This window comes from Bacillus sp. SD088 (genome assembly GCF_017355205.1).
In the GTDB taxonomy this organism is placed as follows: domain Bacteria; phylum Bacillota; class Bacilli; order Bacillales; family Bacillaceae_C; genus Lederbergia.
This window is the reverse complement of the sequence record NZ_JADIJK010000020.1, coordinates 72111-91693: the sequence shown is the minus strand read 5'-3', so window position 1 is coordinate 91693 and position 19583 is coordinate 72111. Positions and strand designations below refer to the sequence as shown.

At 37.8% G+C, this 19583-nt stretch carries 14 protein-coding genes; all 14 read left to right on the top strand.

From position 1 onward, the window contains the following. Positions 1-54: 54 nt before the first annotated feature. The 14 genes from IPU53_RS17185 (at position 55) to IPU53_RS17120 (ending at position 19575) form a co-directional block, all read left to right on the top strand. Positions 55-1344: an ABC transporter substrate-binding protein gene (locus IPU53_RS17185; RefSeq protein WP_207452240.1), complete on the top strand. Its 1290-nt coding sequence runs from the start codon at positions 55-57 to the stop codon at positions 1342-1344. Between the two features lie 136 nt (positions 1345-1480). Continuing rightward, positions 1481-2473 (top strand): glycoside hydrolase family 43 protein, encoded by a 993-nt coding sequence (locus IPU53_RS17180; protein WP_207452239.1) that lies wholly within the window; start codon positions 1481-1483, stop codon positions 2471-2473. 92 nt (positions 2474-2565) lie between these two features. Then, positions 2566-5532, top strand: a complete 2967-nt coding sequence (locus tag IPU53_RS17175; protein WP_313886514.1) for a glycoside hydrolase family 43 protein — start codon at positions 2566-2568, stop codon at positions 5530-5532. A gap of 651 nt (positions 5533-6183) precedes the next feature. Then, complete coding sequence (locus tag IPU53_RS17170) at positions 6184-7488, top strand: ABC transporter substrate-binding protein (protein ID WP_207452237.1); 1305 nt, start codon at positions 6184-6186, stop codon at positions 7486-7488. A 92-nt stretch (positions 7489-7580) separates the two neighbouring features. Next, positions 7581-8462, top strand: a complete 882-nt coding sequence (locus IPU53_RS17165) for a carbohydrate ABC transporter permease (RefSeq protein ID WP_207452236.1) — start codon at positions 7581-7583, stop codon at positions 8460-8462. Then, entirely contained in the window at positions 8449-9354 is a 906-nt protein-coding gene (locus tag IPU53_RS17160; protein ID WP_207452235.1) for a carbohydrate ABC transporter permease, read from the top strand. The genes IPU53_RS17165 and IPU53_RS17160 overlap by 14 nt, the downstream gene beginning before the upstream one ends. 240 nt (positions 9355-9594) lie before the next feature. Further along, positions 9595-10221 carry a YesL family protein gene (locus IPU53_RS17155; protein WP_207452234.1) on the top strand — a complete coding sequence of 209 codons (627 nt, stop codon included), beginning with the start codon at positions 9595-9597 and terminating at the stop codon, positions 10219-10221. A gap of 309 nt (positions 10222-10530) precedes the next feature. Continuing rightward, the gene (locus tag IPU53_RS17150; RefSeq protein ID WP_207452233.1) at positions 10531-11925 is read left to right on the top strand and encodes a glycoside hydrolase family 30 protein; all 1395 of its coding nucleotides are present in this window, start codon (positions 10531-10533) and stop codon (positions 11923-11925) included. 127 nt (positions 11926-12052) lie between these two features. Further along, the gene (locus tag IPU53_RS17145; protein WP_207452232.1) at positions 12053-13090 is read left to right on the top strand and encodes a LacI family DNA-binding transcriptional regulator; all 1038 of its coding nucleotides are present in this window, start codon (positions 12053-12055) and stop codon (positions 13088-13090) included. Positions 13091-13146: 56 nt separating this feature from the next. Next, positions 13147-14901: a glycoside hydrolase family 35 protein gene (locus IPU53_RS17140; RefSeq protein ID WP_207452231.1), complete on the top strand. Its 1755-nt coding sequence runs from the start codon at positions 13147-13149 to the stop codon at positions 14899-14901. 295 nt (positions 14902-15196) lie between these two features. Then, complete coding sequence (locus tag IPU53_RS17135) at positions 15197-15733, top strand: DUF4870 domain-containing protein (RefSeq protein WP_207452230.1); 537 nt, start codon at positions 15197-15199, stop codon at positions 15731-15733. A 317-nt stretch (positions 15734-16050) separates the two neighbouring features. Further along, on the top strand, positions 16051-17103 hold the full coding sequence (locus IPU53_RS17130) for an aldose epimerase family protein (protein WP_207452229.1): 1053 nt from the start codon (positions 16051-16053) through the stop codon (positions 17101-17103). Between the two features lie 400 nt (positions 17104-17503). After that, entirely contained in the window at positions 17504-18478 is a 975-nt protein-coding gene (locus tag IPU53_RS17125) for an AAA family ATPase (RefSeq protein WP_207452228.1), read from the top strand. After that, entirely contained in the window at positions 18475-19575 is a 1101-nt protein-coding gene (locus tag IPU53_RS17120; protein ID WP_207452227.1) for a DUF58 domain-containing protein, read from the top strand. Before IPU53_RS17125 ends, IPU53_RS17120 begins: the two co-directional genes overlap by 4 nt. The last annotated feature ends 8 nt before the right edge of the window (positions 19576-19583 follow it).

Below are 19583 nucleotides of genomic sequence, written 5' to 3'. Positions count from 1 at the left end.
GGGGAGGGACGATATAAAACAATATCATTCACTATTTATGGAGGTTGACCCTTAATGAAATTAACCTTAAGGCTTCGCGTTTTACTAATTATTGGAATATTACTTTTCGGCATCGCTGTGTTGTCAGGATGCACATCAAAAACAAAGACAGAATCAGCAAACAATGGTGAGCCTGACCCAATCACATTAAAGATCCATTTTGCTGAAGATGAAGCGTTTATCGATGCATTTATCAAGCCAGCGGAAGAAAAGTTTCCTTATATTACATTTGAACATGTAGAGGGAGATTTAGAAGAATTGATTGCCGCAAGGAAGGCACCAGATATTTTGTGGTTCTGGGATCAAGGATGGCTTGAACATGCGAGTGAGCTTGAAATGACCTATGATATGCGGGAGCTAATTGAAGAGACAGGCTTTGACATTTCGCGTTTCAATCCTAATCAGTTAGCTGAATGGCAGGAGTTTTCTGGGGAAGAATTATGGGTTCTGCCCATGAGTTCCGATCGCTTTGCATTAATGTATAATAAGGATATTTTTGACTTGTTTGGTGTTGAGTATCCAGCAGATGGGATGACCTGGGAAGAGGTTGTGGACTTAGCAAGAAAGCTAACTGGTGAACGAAATGGAATGGAATATCAAGGTTTATATATGCCGAAGTCTGGAGCCCCTATTGCCTGGACAGCAGGTAATCTAGTTGATCCAGAAACGGATGAACCGTTATGGACAAATAATGATACAGTTAGAAATTTCTTCGAATTGTATAAGGAAGTTTACTCCATCCCAGGAAACCCGTATATTCCTGAGCATTGGGAAGAAGAGGGCTGGCCAGAATTATTTGCACAAGGGAAATTAGCCATGGCGGCACATTGGTTTATGCACCCAGGGGAAGAATCAAATGTAAGCTGGGATGTCGCAACCTATCCTGAGCCAGAAAATGGTGTTCCTGCAGGTGGATGGGCAATGGGGATTAGTTCTACAAGTGAATATAAAGAAGAAGTAATGAAGGTCTTTGATTTTTGGTATTCAGATGAGCAGCTAATGAATAATACTTTTACAGGTGGTCCCCTCTCTGTACCGTATGCCCATCTTTATGACGATGGTTCAGCAGTAGAAAGAGCCTTAGAATTATTTCCAGATCTATGGGAGGGACGGAATATGGAAGCACTTTTCTCTCTTCCAGTAGCGGAACCGCTTGAGGAAAAATCTAAATATCAAAATGATGATATAGTTTATGATGCCTTATATGAATATATTGACGATGATCAAATGGATTTAAATACTCTTATGAGAGAAAAGTACGAAGAGGAATTGGTTCGGATTGAAGAAGAGAAAGCAAAGGAATAATGAGCATTCTGATGAATTCTTATAAAAATGCAAAAGGTCTGATAAAAATGACACTGTGAGATATGATATTTCAATTTTTAAAAAATTGAAAATAAGAAGTTTGCATGGGCAAAAATAATTGCTAGGAGGTGCTTACATGCCTTATAACAATGCGTCTGACCCTTTTCATCCAACAAAGGGGCTCCGACTTCGGGATATTCCTGCGCATGATCCGTATGTATTGGCGCATAAAGAAACAAATACTTACTATCTATATACAACGGCAATTCCAGAATTAACAGATTTAGAAAGATATGGAGTACTAGTTTATAAAAGTAAAGATTTACTTAATTGGGAGGGGCCCTTTGTCGTTTTTAAAATTCCTGATGGAGCGTGGGCCCATCCACAGCATGGTACATGGGCACCAGAGGTTCACTACTATAATCATAAATATTATCTATTTGTAACCTTACATAATAGAGAGCGTATATTAGCAGAACCACCAAAGGTCTGGAAAACCAATCATCTACGGGGGACAAGTATTGCTGTAGCTGATTCACCAGAAGGTCCCTTTATATTACTTAAAACAGATGGACCGGTTCCTCCAAAAAACTTTATGACATTAGATGGAACTTTGTATGTGGATGAGGAGCAAAAGCCGTGGATGGTCTATTGCCATGAATGGATTCAGGTGATGGATGGTACATTTGAGGCAATTCCTTTAAAGGATGATTTGTCCGCAGCAACTGGCCCACCACAGCATCTTTTCAAAGCTTCTGATGCCCCGTGGATCAATACGGAACAACAGCCCGGAGTGCAGCCTTCGATTTATGTATCGGATGGATGCCAATTGTATCGTACCAAGAGTGGTCACCTTATTATACTTTGGTCAACTTATAACAAAGAAGGATATGTACAAACGATTGCCAGGTCGAAATCAGGTCAGTTAAAGGGACCTTGGGAACAGCTTGAACCATTAGTAGGCGCTGACAGTGGACATGGAATGCTATTTAAAACCTTTGCGGGTAAATGGATGCTGATTCTTCATCATCCATTTAGTACACCTGAATCACGTGCAATGATTTACGAGATGGAAGAAACAGAAGATAGCTTTAAAGTAGTTAGACCGAGAACTGAATTGCATGGCTAATGAATTCAGCAAATTAAATGTTGGAACTTTATGAAGATAAGTATGGAAAATTCGATTGTTTCGATGATTATTACTTGGAGGTGTATATTTTGGTGACGAATAAAAAAATGTGTTTATTAGTAACGGTCATGGTGTTGTTTTCCGGTTTGATCATGAATACGCCTTTAACAACAAAGGCAGCAGATAATGATTTAAGAAAGGTCGAGGATGTTCTATATTTTGTCAATGCAGGTGATCCAACACCAGAAAGGGTGGGGGAGGATGATCAATTAGGTATATATCAAAGCCAAACGGAACAGATGTATGGGACCGATGAAGGAACAGGGAAAAAGTGGGGATTAGTCACTGAAACGACCGCTACAAGTAACTTTGACGAGGGGAAGTCAGACAAGTATTCTTCCTTAAGATATTATAACGGTCCACAATCGCGCGATAAAGCGATTGAATACAAATTTGAACTTCCGGAAGGGAATTATGATCTTACACTTGGATTTAAAAATAAATGGAGTGGACGAAATGTTAATATTATCGCTGAAGGGGAAAATTTGTCCAATGGAGATTATGATATTGGCGAATATGGTGCAGAGAAAGAATTCAATTATCGCCAGCTATTAGTGAAAGAAGGAGAATTGACTCTGAAAATTCAAGGCCCTGAAAGCGCTGAATTAACCAATTATAATGATCCATTAGTAAACTATATTTTTATTAAGGAGAGCGTACTCATTCCCCTTTCTGACCTAGAAGCCAAAATAGCAGAAGCTAGGGAAAAAGTGGAGGAGCCCAATCCATACACGAATTATAGTGTTCAACAACTTCAGGCTGCCATTGATCAGGGAGCTAAATTGCTGGATAGTATCACGAATGAAGGGCTGGATGTAGAATCAAGAGCTGTCCAAAAAGATATTTATACGACTATTCATGATGTAGACACTGCTATAGGGGGGCTAGAGTTGTATAAAGAAAATGAATCTTTTAAACCGGGGCAAACATGGAAGGATACGGATGGAAAACCTATCCAAGCTCATGGCAGCGGGATTATGTATGACGAACAAACGGAAACCTATTATTGGTATGGAGAAGATAAGACGCATGGTTATTTACCTGCAAGGGGAGTTAGAGTCTATTCCTCTAAAGATCTATATAATTGGAAAGACGAGGGTTTAGCCTTAACAGCGATTGAGTCGATGGATCAATTTGCAGATGATCCACTTATTTCCAAACTTTATAAGGGAAGAGACGACAAGGCAGCTATTTTGAATGATATTGGGACAGATCGGGTCATTGAAAGGCCGAAAGTAATTTACAATGAAAAAACGAAGAAATATGTGATGTGGATGCATATTGATGGTCCATCTGAAACTTCTGATGCAATGTACGCGAAGGCACATGCTGGCTATGCACTTAGTGATTCTCCTATAGGTCCTTTTGTGTACCAAGAAAGTAATCGAATGGATAGGGCACCAGAAGATGCTGATTATAATGGACAGCCAGATCAGCCAGGAATGGCGCGGGATATGACATTGTTTAAGGATGATGATGGAACCGCTTATTTAATCTATTCAAGCGAAGAAAATATGACCATCTATATTTCAAAATTAAATGATAGATACTCAGATGTGGTTGGATGGCATAAAGAAGGCAAGGAAGAACGGGATTCGACCTATAAAGCAGTGCATGGAGAAGACTATATAAGGGTATTCCCAGGTGCTCAAAGAGAAGCTCCAGCTCTTTTTAAGTATCAAGGAAAATATTATATGATAACATCAGGTGCAACCGGATGGGATCCAAATCCGGCCAGATACACAGTAGCAGATGATATCTTTGGTGAGTGGAAGCCAATGCGGAATCCAGCAGTTGGTGAAAAGTCTTCAACAACTTTTGATTCGCAGAGTACCCATGTCATCCCTGTTGATCCTGAAAATGGTAAATTTATTTATATGGGGGATCGGTGGAAAAAAGAAGACTTAGCAAATTCATCTTATGTATGGCTCCCCATTGAATTTGGGCAAGAAGATGAGATGACCTTAAGGTGGTATGATGAATGGGATTTGTCTATTCTAGATAAAATGGGTCGGGTGACAATTAACAGCAAGTTACCTGAAAAAGTAACATTAGATAAAACACCAGATTTACCTGATGTTATCAATGTGACAAATACTGAAGGGAAGCAAATGGACACAACGGTTATATGGGAAATGAACGTTGAAGACTTTTCCCAGCCTGGAATGATGATAGTTGAAGGAAAACTACCAGAGCTGGCAGGTAAGGTAGTTAGAATCGAGATCCTAGTGCTCCCTAATAATGTGGAATATTTTATTCATGCTGGTGGTGCCGAAACCCAAGATTACAAGCTTTGGGCCTCTTATATGCAAGAAACGCTCTTGAATAAAAATAGGATTGATCAACAATATGATCCGGAAAATGGCCAAAATTGGGGATATGTTGGCGATCGTACAAGTCCCTCGGGAAGTGAAGGCGGTGACCTATTCTCGGCACTGCGATATCTGACTCCTAATTCCGGCACAGATCTGACATATAAATTTAATCTGGATAATGGCGAGTATACTGTTTATCTCGGATTGTATGATCCTTGGTATAGTTCAACTCGTGGGAGTCGAAAAGCGGATATTTTATTCAACGGAGAAGTCCATACGAAGGATTATGTGTTCACTGAAGCTTATGATGTGGTTGGAGGAGATGTGGAAATTACGGATAACCTCTTGGATGTGACCATTCGTAAAACAAATACCCCTGATCCACAAATTAGTTGGATTATGATTGTTGGAGATGAACAGAAACAAGATGTGAATGTCTCAAAGATGTTAGAAACATTGATGGAATATAAATCGGATTTACAAGATTCTGTTTACCATTCTCTACAAGTGCACCTTACTGCACTTCAACATTATGAACGTCAAGAAGAGGCTGAAAAAACCGTGAAACATATGAATAGTTTTATAGAACTATTGGAACATCAGAAAGAAAAAGGGCTTGTTTCTGATGATATGTTTAAAATGCTTAAACGAGATGCCAAGATAGTGATTGCTCACTGGCAATAAGCGATCTCCCCTGTTTCATACAGGGGGAGAACATAAATGTTCTAGGAGCACGTTTACGTTTGGTATTGTTGAAAAATGTAAAAAAATGTAGTTTTTTTACATAAGGTGATTGACAAGTCAAATATTGAGATGTATATTTAAAAATAAGGAAACCGGTTTCAATTCTTTTTAGAACATTCATAAATGCATTGAAAAGGAATAACCTTTATTTTTTCTCCGGATTGACACCGGTTTCATTTTTGTGAAAAGGTAAGCCTTTTATTGGGATAAGGGACAAACATCAATAGTCTTTTGAAACAAATCCAAAAGACTATTGATTTTAAATATATTGAAACCCATTTCAATATATTGATACTACATAAACAAGGACTTCCTTCAGTTGAGTTTTCTTTATCCTATACTACACTTCTTGTTTCTCACCGAATTCCTGAAGTGAAGGTCTTACTGCCAATAAATAATTCACTTAGTTGGATAAGTGAGTTATTTATTTAAATTAATTGCAACCGGTACCATTATTTGGGGGTGAGAAATTAATGAGTGTGAAAAGAATGAAATTTAAGAATATAAGTTTACCTTTCTAGTTGTCATATTTCAGATGAAAAATTTACTTAGATATATGAGAGGCAAATTATATACAAGGGGGTTTATGAAGTGAAAAAACTTTTATTTTTGTTAACGGTTTGTTTGCTTGTATTTGGAATGGCTGCTTGTTCTAGTAATGATGAAAAAGCAAATGGTAGTGATGGTAAGAAAAATGGAAAAACCACTGTTAGTTTCAGTTATTGGGGTGGGGACGAAGATACGGAAAGAATGGAAGCTATTAAAGCGGAATTCGAAAAGGAACATTCTGACATTGAGGTGAAACTTGTTCTTTTACCTGAGGGTGAGGAGTACGACCAGAAACAAACAGTAATGTTTTCAGCTGGCACTCCATATGATGTCATACAATTTGCAGAGCAATCATTAGCTTATGCTTCCCGCGGGGTGCTAGAAGATCTAACACCTTATATTGAAAAGGATGATGATGTAGATTTAAGTCAGTACTATGATGTTGCCATTGATGCATATACGCATAATGATAAAGTTTATGGCATGCCGTTGCGTGTTAGCTCAACGATTATGTTATATAACAAAGATTTATTTGATAAGCATGACTTAGAATATCCAAACGAAGACTGGACTTGGGATGATGTGACAGAGGCAGCAAAAATCATTACAGATCCTGAAGAAGGCGTGTTTGGGGTTAGTGGGCAAGGCGGTTGGTGGGCAGGAACTGCTCAATCTCTTCATTCCTATGGTGGAAGTGTATTAAGTGAAGATAAAACTGAATTTAATCTAGATTCACCAGAGTCTCTAACCGCTATTGAGAAGATGCAAGAATTATCATGGGATCTAGATGTTGCTCCTACCTCCACCCAGGTACCGGAAGGGGTAGACTTGTGGATTAGCGGTAAGATAGGCATGCAAATTGATGGCCCATGGTGGATTATTAGTAGTCAAAAAAATGCGGATTTTGATTGGGATATTACTACCGCTCCTGCTGGAACCCAAGAGTCGGCGCCTATTTTCTCGAATGCATTCCATATGGCAAAAGACTCTAAAAATAAAGATGCTGCATGGGAGGTTATTAGTTTTTGGACAGGAAAAACAGCGCAGGAAATATTGGCCAAAGACCATGGAGACATTCCCACTATGAAAGAAGTAGCGGAATCAGATTTATTTTTAGATCTAGACGGCAAAGCGCCTGAGAATTTTGCCATAATGCTAGATGGTTTAGAGACCGCTTTTGCCCCAGAGGTTTCATTAGTATGGACAGAGGTCAATCGAGTAGTGGATGAAGGAATGGCGAGAATAGTTGACTTAAATGAATCGATTGAAGATGTCATGCCTAGTATGAAAGCGGAAATTGAGGAACTCTTAGAAGAAGCAGAGGAATTGAAAGAATCACAAGAATGATGGATTTTTGATCATTCTGAGAGGTACAAGATAATTGTTTCGGGGGGTATTTTATAACTTTTGATGCTCCCCATTTGAAGGGAGTGTACTTGATGAAGAAAGACAGCAGAAGATTTTGGATGTATATATCCCCATGGATATTTGGGTTTCTTGCTTTTACTCTCGGCCCCATGTTGGCTTCTTTATATTTAAGCTTTACAAAATATGATATTCTAACACCTTCCAAATGGATAGGGTTTGATAATTATATAAAAATATTTACAAATGATAGATTTTGGAATGCACTAGGGAATACCTTTTATTACACCATTGTCGGAGTACCATTACATGTCATACTAGGCTTGCTTGTTTCCCTACTTTTATTAAAAAATATTCCCGGAATTAAGTTGTTTAGGACGGCCTTTTATCTACCATCAATATTTGGCGGTGTAGCTATTCTATTATTATGGAATTATATGTTAGCTCCCGGATATCAAGGACAAAATGTTGGTTTAGTAAATGCAATGCTCAATATGATTGGAATAGATGGACCTGGATGGTCGAGTTCAGAAACTTGGGCAAAACCTGCTGTTATTCTTACGAAAATTTGGGGTGTTGGTGGGACAATCTTGATATTTTTGCCGGCCTTAGCAAGTGTACCAAAAGAACTGTTAGAGGCGTGTGATATGGATGGTGGTTCTGTTTGGAGAAAATTCTTCTCTATTGTACTCCCTACAATTAGTCCAGCAGTTCTTTTTGTTGCAACGATGGAGCTTATCGGTACATTAAAGATGTTTATAGAACCGATGATTCTTCCAGGAACGAATCAAAGATGGACAGACTCTGTAATGGTGTATTTGTATCAAAATGCATTTGAGAATTTTAAAATGGGCTATGCATCAGCACTTGCATGGATTATGTTTGTCGTTATATTAATCGTAACATTAATAAATCTTCAGTTGTCGAAAAAGTGGGTGTACTATGACTCAGAATAAAGTAGAGAATTCGACTAATTATTATAGTAAAGTTGTACGGAAAAATACTAGAAAAAAAATGAATAAAGCATTTTTGACTTTTTTAAAATATTTATTGTTAATTGGAGCAACCATTTTATTTATGCTACCGTTGGCATGGACGATTTCAGGTTCATTAAAACCGAACGGAGAGATCTTCAGTGTTCCTATTACATGGATACCGAGTGAGTTTAGATGGGAAAATTACGTTCGAATGTTTGATGCGGTACCAATGCTTCGCTATGCTTTAAATAGTTCTATTATCACTGGTTTTAACATCATCTTAACAACAGCTTCATCATTTTTTGTAGCTTACGGTTTTGCAAGGTTCAAGAGTCGTTTTAATGGGCCTTTGTTTTTAATTGTTCTTGCAACAATGATGATCCCAGAACATGTGACATTGGTTCCGCAGTTTTTACTATTCACTGAATTAGGTTGGGTCAACACTTATTTACCTTTAATTATTGTAGGTGCATTCGGTTCGCCTTATAACATTTTTCTTATGAGGCAATTTATTAAGGGTCTTCCTAGGGAGCTGGATGAGTCAGCATACATGGATGGAGCCAATTCATTTAAAGTATTAACTAAAATTATTGCACCGCTTTGTATCCCAATTTTGATTACAATAGCGATTATGACCTTTAATTTTCATTGGAATGATTTCTTAGGCCCGTTAATTTACTTAAGAGACCCAGAAAAGTTCCCATTACAGCTTGGACTGTATTCATTAGAAAGTGAACGCGAAGGACAGACTGATTTTAGTCTATTATTCGCTGCTTCCCTGACAGCTTTAGTTCCGCCATTACTCCTATTTCTATCATTACAGAAACATATTTTAAGTGGAATAAGACTAGGCGGTTCAATGAAAGGTTGATGGCATCAAGAAGCTATTCGTGACTCTTGGCCGATTGTTATGATAATTAATAAAATTTAAGGGAACGTCTATCGATCTTGACCTTATACTACCTTTTAAGGGAAGAAAATAGATTGATCGAAAATGAAATTCGACACTCGTTAGATATCGTAACCTTTGATTAAATAATTGCAAAATAAGTATAAGGTCAAGACAATTGTCCCTTTTATGTCAACGATATGTTTTAAGAGGAGTAAATAAATGAACCCAATAATGGAAAAAATTCATTATATATGTGACTGGTGCATGCGTTTAGCTTATGTAAATTTGTTATGGATTCTCTTTACCCTTATCGGTTTAATCATTCTTGGTATTGGCCCTTCAACCCAGGCTATGTTCGCTGTTACCAGAAAATGGGTGATAGAAGGGAAAGAGATTCCGATTTTCTCTACTTTTTGGAGCTCATATCGAACCGATTTTATAAAATCAAATATGTTATTTTCAATATTATTTGTTATTGGCTATGTACTATTTTTTGATTTTAGATTTTTGATACATTTTGAGGGATGGATATATACAGTATTAACTGCTGGATTAGCAAGTATCATGATTATCTATCTATTCACCGCGTTATTTACGTATCCGATGTTTGCTCATTACAATATTAAAAATGCACAGTATTTAAGATACTCCTTTTTAATTGTTATTAGTCATCCACTCCAACTTCTATTGTTAACAATAATTATTGTGCCGATTGTATTTATATTTCTTATTTTCCCTGGACTACTTCTATTCTTTTCTGGAAGTGTGATTAGTTTAGTCATTACACATTTTGCATGGAGTATTTTCAAAAAGCTAGACAGTAACCATGCGTTGGCTGGAGAATGATAAATAAAAAGTTAGTTGGAAAAATATTAAACATCGTGTTTGTAGGGAATGCTCATTCTCACATGATATTCCGATAATATAGTTTCCGGTCCCCTTATGCTTTACAAAATATTGGAGATGAGAAAAATAGAAGTATATATTATACTTAAAATACTGATGTTTGACACCGGTTGCATATTAGTGAGGAAAATTTGACGAAACGGAATATACAAAGAAAGAATGGAGCTATGAATGATTAAGTACATACGAGGGGGGAAGTTTTTGTTTTCATACTAGTAATCATAATCCTTATTAACGGGAGGGAAGGTAATGAGACCATTTGAGCAGCAAAAAGATCAATTGGTGTTTGAGAAATTACCGATTCAAATTCAACCAGATGATGGGTATAGCAATTTCGAAGGTTGGGGAACTTCACTTGCGTGGTGGGCCCATATTATAGGGCAGTGGAAAGACAAAGAGAAAATGAGCGAATTGCTGGATTTAGTATTTGATGAGAAGAAAGGTCTTGGTCTTAATATTGTACGATACAATATCGGGGGCGGAGAGGATCCCAGTATTGTCCCAAACACTTTGCGGCCTGGTGGGGATGTTCCTGGTTTTCAACCTGATGAAGGAGTATGGAATTGGGAGGCTGACAAAGGTCAAAGGACAGTGTTATTGGCCGCTTTTGAACGCGGCGCAACGATTGCTGAAGCATTTTCTAACTCTCCTCCATACTGGATGACGATAAGCGGTTCAGTGACAGGAGCAGAAGATGGTGGAAATAATTTAAAAGAAGAATATTATGCTGCCTTTGCAGATTATTTAACCGAGGTTGTAAAGTTCTACAAAGAAAAATGTGGTGTTACCTTCCGTACATTAAACCCTTTAAATGAACCAGCTTCTAATTGGTGGATAAAGGGAAATATTCAAGAAGGGGCTCACTTTAGTCTCGATAAACAAATGGAGATCATCAAAAGCGTCGCTGACTCCTTAGAGGTAAAAGGCCTAAGGGACACTGTCATCAGTGCACCAGATGAAAATAGTATTGATGAGACAATGGATATGTTACAAGGCTATGATAATGAAACTCTCCATAAACTAGCACAAATAAATACACATTCCTATAACGGCAGCCAATTAGAAGAACTACGTGAATTAGCGGCCGAGAAGAAGAAAAGGCTATGGATGTCTGAATATGGTACGGGTGGGACAGAATCACATAATCATGAAGATATGAGCAGTGTAATGGAACTGGCAGAACGAATTATCCTTGATCTAAGATTATTACAACCTTCTGCTTGGATCTATTGGCAGACTGTTGAAGATGAAAGTGCAAAAAATAACTGGGGCTTTATCCACTCTGATTTTCGAGGCAAAGAAAATTATGAGCTGACAAAGCAATACTATGCAATGGCTAATTTCAGCCGCTTTATTCGACCAGGAAGTGAGATTATCAGGACAGATCATGGGCGTTCTATTGCGGCTTATGATCAGAGGAAAAAACATCTTACAATTGTAGTAAGAAATGAACGTTTGAAAGAAGAGCTTGAGTATGACTTAAGCGCGTTTCAATTTGATACTGAATCAGCAGATGTATATGAAACCAGCTTACTAAAAGATCTAGCACATTCTCAAATTCCGGTATATCGTAATGGTTTTAAAATTTTAGTAGAAAGCAAGTCAGTGACAACGATTGTTCTATCTAATGTAGAAATACAGTAACTATTTTTATGTGTATGAAATCGGTACCAATATAAAAGCTAAAATTATGAAAATAAAAGGGTCACTTATGCTATTCTATATATAAATATGGAATGCGTTTCCAATAAAGACGAGGTCGAATACAAACATGAAAAAGAAAAATATTACGATATACGATATTGCCAAGGTAGCAAATGTTTCACCAACAACGGTTTCTCGGGTACTCACAGGTAATCCGTTAGTAAAAGAAACCACCAGAAGACGAGTGCTTGAAAAAATGGAAGAGCTGGAGTTTACTCCTAATGAAGCGGCAAGAAGCTTAACGAAAAAGCAAACAAATATGATTGGGTTTATTCTTCCAGATATTACGAATCCATTTTTCTCCCAAACCTATATTGAGATTGAAAGGAAGGCGTTTGAAAAAGGTTATACGATTTTGCTTAGGAATTCTATGAATAGTAGTGAAATGGAATCTGCCCATTTACGAGAGTTTGTAGAAAGGCGAGTAGAATGTATTGTTTTCATGGGAGGCCGTATCAATAAATCTAATCCACCAGAAAGAGAAACAAAGGAAATGAACGAGGTGATGAAACGGGTTCCCCTTATCATGGTGAATGGCCGGATGGAAGGAGTCGATTGTCACACCATCCGGACGGACGAGGAAGAAGGGATGCGGTCGATTGTTGATCATCTTATTTCCCATGGTCATCAAGATATTGGTTTAATTGGGGGAGCAGAAGGTGTTTCAACAGGAGATATTAAGGTTTCAATATTTCGACAGGAGCTAACTAAGCATGGTTTGCCATTCCACAACGAATGGCAAATTTATTCAGGGTTTGGGATTGAGGACGGTCGGACGGCAATGAAGCAATTACTGGAAAATCCACTAATGCCCACTGCTATTATTGGCATTAATGATATGGTGATCTATGGGGCTTTAAAGGAATGCCGAGCACAAAAAGTACCTATTAATGAATTTTCATTCGTTGGTTTTGATGATATTTTTCCATCGGACATCGTTTATCCCAGCTTAACAACGGTCAATCACAATTATGACCTTTTAACTTCGGAAATTATTGAGGTAATAAAAAAGATCATTGAAAAAAAGGATCCTCAAAAGGATATTTTAATCGATACAAAGCTAATTATTAGAGAATCAAGTTTTGGGAATAACCAAGGAAAGTAGATAGTGATTTTTTCAATAAACAAACTACTAGATTTATCAAAGGATGACTGACTACTATGAAAAAGACCAATGAATTTGTAATTAAGGATGAATTTTTGTTAAATGGTGAGCAAGTTAAAATCATCTCAGGAGCTCTTCACTATTTTAGAGTTGTTCCTGAATACTGGCGGGATCGGCTTGAGAAGCTAAAAGCAATGGGGTGCAATACAGTTGAGACGTATGTACCATGGAATGTTCATGAGCCTATAAAAGGAAAGTTTAATTTTAACGGAATGTATAATATTGCTGAATTTATCTCCATTGCTCAAGAATTGGACCTATGGGTGATTGTTCGTCCTTCGCCATATATTTGTGCGGAATGGGAATTTGGTGGATTGCCTGCTTGGCTATTAAAAGATGAAAATATGCGCATACGCTGTTATTATGAGCCGTTTTTACAGCATGTAGACGAATATTTCGAAGTATTATTTAAAGAGTTAGTGCCATTACAAGTTAATTATGGCGGCCCAGTTATTATGATGCAGGTTGAAAATGAGTACGGTGGATATGGCAGTGATAAGAAGTATATGCGCGCCCTTGCGAATATAATGCTAGAAAAGGGCTGTGTTGTTCCTTTAGTGACTTCAGATGGCCCTTGGCATGATATGTTAGAAAATGGTTCGATTCCAGAACTCGCTTTTCCTACCGTGAATTGCGGATCTAATTTAAAAGCTCATTTTAAAAGACTAAAAGAATTTAATAAGGGGACAGGCCCCTTAATGGTGATGGAATTCTGGATCGGTTGGTTTGATGCATGGGGAGATGCTGAACACCACGTAAGAGATGAAAAGAGTGCTGCACAAGAGTTAGCGGATGTTTTAGAGGTAGGACATGTGAATTTTTACATGTTCCACGGTGGCACCAATTTTGGCTTTACAAGCGGTGCGAATTATTATGAAAAATTATTACCTGACACAACATCTTATGATTATGATGCGCCTTTAACTGAATGGGGTGATACAACTCCAAAATATGAGGCATTTAAACAGGTGATTTCGAAAACAACTAAGATTCCAGAGGTTGAATATTCTACGAGAATTGTAAAAAAAGAGTATGGAGCGATCTTATGTAAGAACCGGGTGTCGCTGTTTGAGACACTTGATTCCATCTCTGAATCAATCTACTCAGATTACACATTGCCGATGGAAAAACTGGATCAAAATGACGGTTATATTTTATATAGAACGATTATTGGGAAGCGGAGGGAAATTGAGGATTTCCGCCTAGTCAATGCCAACGACCGTGCCCATATCTACATTAATCAAGAATTGAAATGTACAAAATATGATCTGGAGCTACCTGAAAAGGAGTCTTTTAAACTAACTGCTGAGGAAAATACATTAGATATTCTTGTTGAAAATATGGGAAGAGTCAATTACTCAATTAAAATGGAAGAACAGCGAAAAGGGATTAAAAACGGTGTCGTTATCAACGGAGCATACCAAAGTGAATGGCAACACTATCCACTATCTTTAGACAATCTTGATCTTATTGATTTTAACAAAGAATTTAAAGAAGGGAGCGCGGCCTTTCATCAATTTCAGTTTGAGGTTGAAGAGACCTGCGATACATTTTTAGATTTTCAAGGCTGGGGTAAGGGTGTTGCATTTGTGAATGGTTTTAACATTGGCCGCTTTTGGAAGATTGGCCCGCAGAAAAAGCTTTACATTCCGGGGCCGTTATTAAAAAAAGGAACGAACGAAATCATTTTATTTGAAACAGAAGGGATTTATAAAGACGAGATCTACTTAACTGATAAACCGGGATACTAAAGAAACTATTGAAAGTAAAACTTTTGCGGAAATGGCAACCGTAAGGGACCCAGATTTTATGTGAAATTTAAGGATGGCGTTGGATACATGATACATGAGTTAAAAAAAGATGAATTTTATAAATACAAAAGTTTGATAAATGAAACAGTAAAAATCAAATGACTAGTAAAATAGAGGGAGAAAGATACATAGGACTTTCAGTACGGGAAAGTTGTGTGTTTTTTTACTAAAATAAGAGTATTGCACTTTAATAAAAAGGTGAATTTTCTTTATTTTAGGAGAAGGAGGGATTAGTATGAGTCAGGATCCGGAAAACCTGAATGAGGGAGACGAGAATCCAGAAAGTCAGGGGTCAATCGATGGGAATGAAGTAAACCAGAATGAAGATGGAAGTAATGAATCACAAGAAAACATTGAAAATGCTGAAGAAACAAACAAAGCAGAAGACAGTCAAAGTTTTCCAGAGGCGAATCTTTCCGCGAAAGAGTCCTCTCAACAATCTGAAAGCAATGCAAAAACATCAACCGGTTTGGATGAAAATATTGCAGCATTGATTTCGTACATTGGTGGATTTGTGACAGGCATTATCTTTTTCTTTTTGGAAAAGGACAATAAATTTATCCGTTTTCATGCCTTGCAATCTACGATTTTAACGGTAGCATGGTTGATTATTAAAAATGTGTTGGACATTATTCCATTTATTGGTTGGCTACTCGTTCTTTTAGTGAATGGTATTACTTTGGCGATATGGATCGTTTGTATGGTGAAAGCTTACCAGAAACAAACCTTTAAACTTCCAGTTATTGGCGATTTAGCCGATCAATATAAATGATGGATTTATAGGCACGATGCTAACCATCAGTGGGGGATGAAGCAAACTAATGGTAGCCCACTTTATAGCTCCTTTCCAGTGCAAATTTACACTGACATAGTCTAACCTCTTGTGTACGGCTGGGAGCTATTTTTATTTAATAGTGCTATAATGTCTCAATGACCTTCTTTGTCGCAAAAAGAGACGAAATATTTCCCTTTTTCCCTTTTTTTGGCAAATACTTTCAAAAAGATGTGACGATTCTTGCATTTCAAATTGACTGTTTGCTTAAGGAGGTCTATCATTTAGTATGTATAACTCAGGAAAGGCGGATGGATATGGAGGTAACAAGAAGTATATACGGTTATTTAGGAGATACACCCGTATATTCCTACACCATGAAAAATGCGCATGGCGTGGAAATCACTTGCATTGATTATGGTTGTATCATTACCAAAATGGTAACGCCGGATCGTGAAGGGCGCTTAGAGAATATTGTTCTCGGGTATAATCAGCTTGATGAATATGTCCATGGGACTGGTAACTTTGGTTGTGTAGTAGGACGGGTAGCAGGAAGGATAAAAGATGCTACTTTTTCTCTAGACGAGAAGACGTACCATCTTGCCAAAAATAACAATGGCAATCACCTCCATGGCGGTGAAAAGGGTTTCGGGGAAGTCCTCTGGAATTCATCCTATGAAGAAGATATTAATCAAGCTAAAGTGCATTTTGCTTATTTTAGCCATGATGGAGATGAAGGCTATCCAGGAAATCTGGCAATGAAGGTAACCTATACTCTGACCAATGACAATGAATTTATGATCCATTATTCTGGTAAGTCTGATGAGAAAACAGTTCTCAATGTGACAAACCACTCATATTTTAATTTAAGTGGAGATCTAAAGAGAGATATTCTTGATCATACTCTAAAGATGGAAAGTGACCAATTTTTGGAATTAGATGAAGGATTAATCCCAACTGGTACAATTATGGACGTTGAAGGGACTGCTTTTGATTTTCGTGAAGGACAACCTATTAAAAATGGCGTAGTGTCGACTCATCCACAGAATCAACTTGTAGGTGGTGGGTATGATCATCCATTTATATTGAAAAATCATCATTGCGATGAAATTGTCCTTGCAGATCCTGAAAGTGGACGCACGCTTACGGTAGAGACAGATGAAGTAGGGGTTGTCGTTTATACAGCCAATCAATTGAAAGCAGAAGGAGAAATTTTGGGGGTTCCAGCCCGCAAACATTTGGGGATTTGCTTGGAAACTCAAGGCCTGCCAGATGCAGTGAATCAACCTGAATTCCCATCCTGGGTTTTAGAGAAAAATAAACCATTTTCATCTGTGACTAAATATTATTTTGGTCAACTTGGAAAATAAATAAGAGTGTGTGTTCAAAAAGGAGGATAAAAAGGACCAAGTCGGCTAAAGGCACTGACTTCCTGTCAGCAACGCCGACACTAGTACATCCTGTACGTCGAAAGTTCGAGGCGGCGCAGTTCGAGCAGCGAAATGTATGCTTTTAAATACATGAGTAGTCCAGAAACAAGCCAACGAAGAAATTCGAAGTGTCATTTTTACCGGACTTTTTAAATATCCTCTAATAGATTTTGATTGAAACCGCCAATGAGTGGTTTCCCTTTCATAAACGAATGGTTCCGCTTACAAGGGAAAACGTTTAACCATACATATTTTTTACAAGAGCTAACCTGAATCAGCTATCATGGCAAAATCCGAAGACTGTTCGTGACATAAATGCGATTACTGAGGAGGAGAACAGATGGAACTGCTCACTATAAAAGAATTAGCGAATCAATTAAAGGAAAATGTCCAAAAAGTCATTGTTGGGAAAGATGAAACAATTGAATTACTGCTTGTAGCACTTATTTCATCAGGTCATGTTTTACTTGAGGATGTACCGGGAACCGGGAAGACATTAACGGCTAAAACATTGGCTAAGTCCTTGGCCTGTTCTTTTAAAAGGATCCAATTTACCCCCGATTTATTACCTTCTGACGTAACAGGGATTCATTTTTACAATCAGAAAATAGGAGAGTTTGAGTTTCGATCTGGTCCTATTTTTACAAATATTGTGTTGGCGGATGAAATCAATCGAGCTACTCCAAGGACGCAATCTAGTTTACTAGAGTGTATGGAGGAAAGGCAAACAACGATTGATGGAGAAACCCATCAGTTAGATCGACCTTTTATGGTAATTGCTACACAAAATCCACTTGAAAGCCAAGGCACGTTCCCCTTACCTGAAGCACAATTGGATCGTTTTCTATTGAAAATCCATTTAGGTTATCCAACGAAAGAAGAGGGACTTGCCATTCTAAAACGATTTAAAGAGAAGAATCCGGCCGAAGAGATTGAAGCTGTAGCAGACCGAGATATTATTTTGGAGGCTCAGCGCCTTTATCATCAAGTCCATGTGAGTGAAGATCTCTTTCAATATATAGTTGATATTATTGAGAAAACAAGATCACATGAACATATTGCTTTAGGGGTGAGCCCCCGTGGAAGTCAGGCCTTACTTAAAGCAGTACAGGCCTATGCAGCGATTAAGGGAAGAGAATACGTGATACCGGATGATATAAAGGCGGTAGTTAAGCCTGTTTTAGGGCATCGTATTATTTTAACTCAAATGAAACGAGTAGGAGAAAATCAAGCCTACCAAATTTTGGATGATATTTTACGAGAAATCCCCGTTCCGGCAGAGGAAAATATAGGAAAAGGCTTTGTGTCAAAATGAATATTGCTTGGTTTATTGTCATGACGATTATCATTATTATTGGACAAGTATTTGTATTTCACCGCTGGGGCCTTGCAAAGATCCGTTATCGCCGTTCCTTTAGTAAGCAGGCGGTTTTCACGGGTGAGAGCATTGAAATGGTAGATGAAATATCCAATAAAAAATTATTACCTGTACCATGGCTTCGATTAGAGTCAAAAATTGATGCCAATCTTCAATTTCAGAAACGTTCTAATTTAGATAATGAAGTTCATGCAGGTGGCGATTTTCATCGAACACTTTTTAGTCTAATGCCTTATCAAAAAGTAAGAAGAAGACAAATGTTAACGTGTCAGAAGAGAGGGTATTATCGTTTTGAAACAGTCTCTTTGACAACCGGTGATATTTTTGGATTTGGCCAAGTTTTTAAAAGCGTTCCCTCCAAAGCGGAAATTATCGTATATCCCAGTTTGATTTCTATGGACGATATTCCTTTGCCAACCCATAGTTGGTTAGGAGATGTAGTGGTACGTCGCTGGATCATGGAGGATCCATTTTTGATTGCGGGGGTTCGAGAATATAGTCCGGGAGATCCATTGAATACAATTAATTGGAAGGCAACGGCCAAGTCGCAGGTATTGCAGGTTAGTCAAAAGGATTTTTCAGCAGATCATCATTTAATGATTTATGTGAATTTCACTCAGACGGAGGATATATGGAGACCGATTGTGGATGAGCTTTTGATGGAAAAGGCAATATCCTATGCGGCCTCAATTGCTCAATATGCATTGGATAATGGGATTGATACAGGTTTTGGCTGTAATAGTTATTTTAATGAAATGGATAAGCAGTCGATCCATATTGATCCAGCAAATGGTGAGCAACACTTAATGTATTTACTAGAAACGATGGCGAAGTTAAAGATTGGTTCTAGTACTTATTTTGATTTTTTTCTAAAAGATGAAGTAGAGCGTGAGGTTGAGGGGACAGATATTTTAATCATTACCGCCCTCGTGACAGACAAAATGAGAGAATATATCAAGCAATTAGAAGCTCGTGGGAATTCTGTAGAAATCCTTGAATTAGAACCAGCAGAGCCACTGAAGCAAGCAAACTAACAGGGAGA

What these genes read in the sequence shown, in the direction of transcription:
- IPU53_RS17150 (WP_207452233.1), top strand. Translation starts at nt 10,531, where the DNA reads ATGAGACCATTTGAGCAGCAAAAAGATCAATTGGTGTTTGAGAAATTA.
- IPU53_RS17130 (WP_207452229.1), top strand. Translation starts at nt 16,051, where the DNA reads ATGGAGGTAACAAGAAGTATATACGGTTATTTAGGAGATACACCCGTA.
- IPU53_RS17120 (WP_207452227.1), top strand. Translation starts at nt 18,475, where the DNA reads ATGAATATTGCTTGGTTTATTGTCATGACGATTATCATTATTATTGGA.
- IPU53_RS17165 (WP_207452236.1), top strand. Translation starts at nt 7,581, where the DNA reads ATGAAGAAAGACAGCAGAAGATTTTGGATGTATATATCCCCATGGATA.
- IPU53_RS17135 (WP_207452230.1), top strand. Translation starts at nt 15,197, where the DNA reads ATGAGTCAGGATCCGGAAAACCTGAATGAGGGAGACGAGAATCCAGAA.
- IPU53_RS17160 (WP_207452235.1), top strand. Translation starts at nt 8,449, where the DNA reads ATGACTCAGAATAAAGTAGAGAATTCGACTAATTATTATAGTAAAGTT.
- IPU53_RS17140 (WP_207452231.1), top strand. Translation starts at nt 13,147, where the DNA reads ATGAAAAAGACCAATGAATTTGTAATTAAGGATGAATTTTTGTTAAAT.
- IPU53_RS17185 (WP_207452240.1), top strand. Translation starts at nt 55, where the DNA reads ATGAAATTAACCTTAAGGCTTCGCGTTTTACTAATTATTGGAATATTA.
- IPU53_RS17145 (WP_207452232.1), top strand. Translation starts at nt 12,053, where the DNA reads ATGAAAAAGAAAAATATTACGATATACGATATTGCCAAGGTAGCAAAT.
- IPU53_RS17125 (WP_207452228.1), top strand. Translation starts at nt 17,504, where the DNA reads ATGGAACTGCTCACTATAAAAGAATTAGCGAATCAATTAAAGGAAAAT.
- IPU53_RS17180 (WP_207452239.1), top strand. Translation starts at nt 1,481, where the DNA reads ATGCCTTATAACAATGCGTCTGACCCTTTTCATCCAACAAAGGGGCTC.
- IPU53_RS17155 (WP_207452234.1), top strand. Translation starts at nt 9,595, where the DNA reads ATGAACCCAATAATGGAAAAAATTCATTATATATGTGACTGGTGCATG.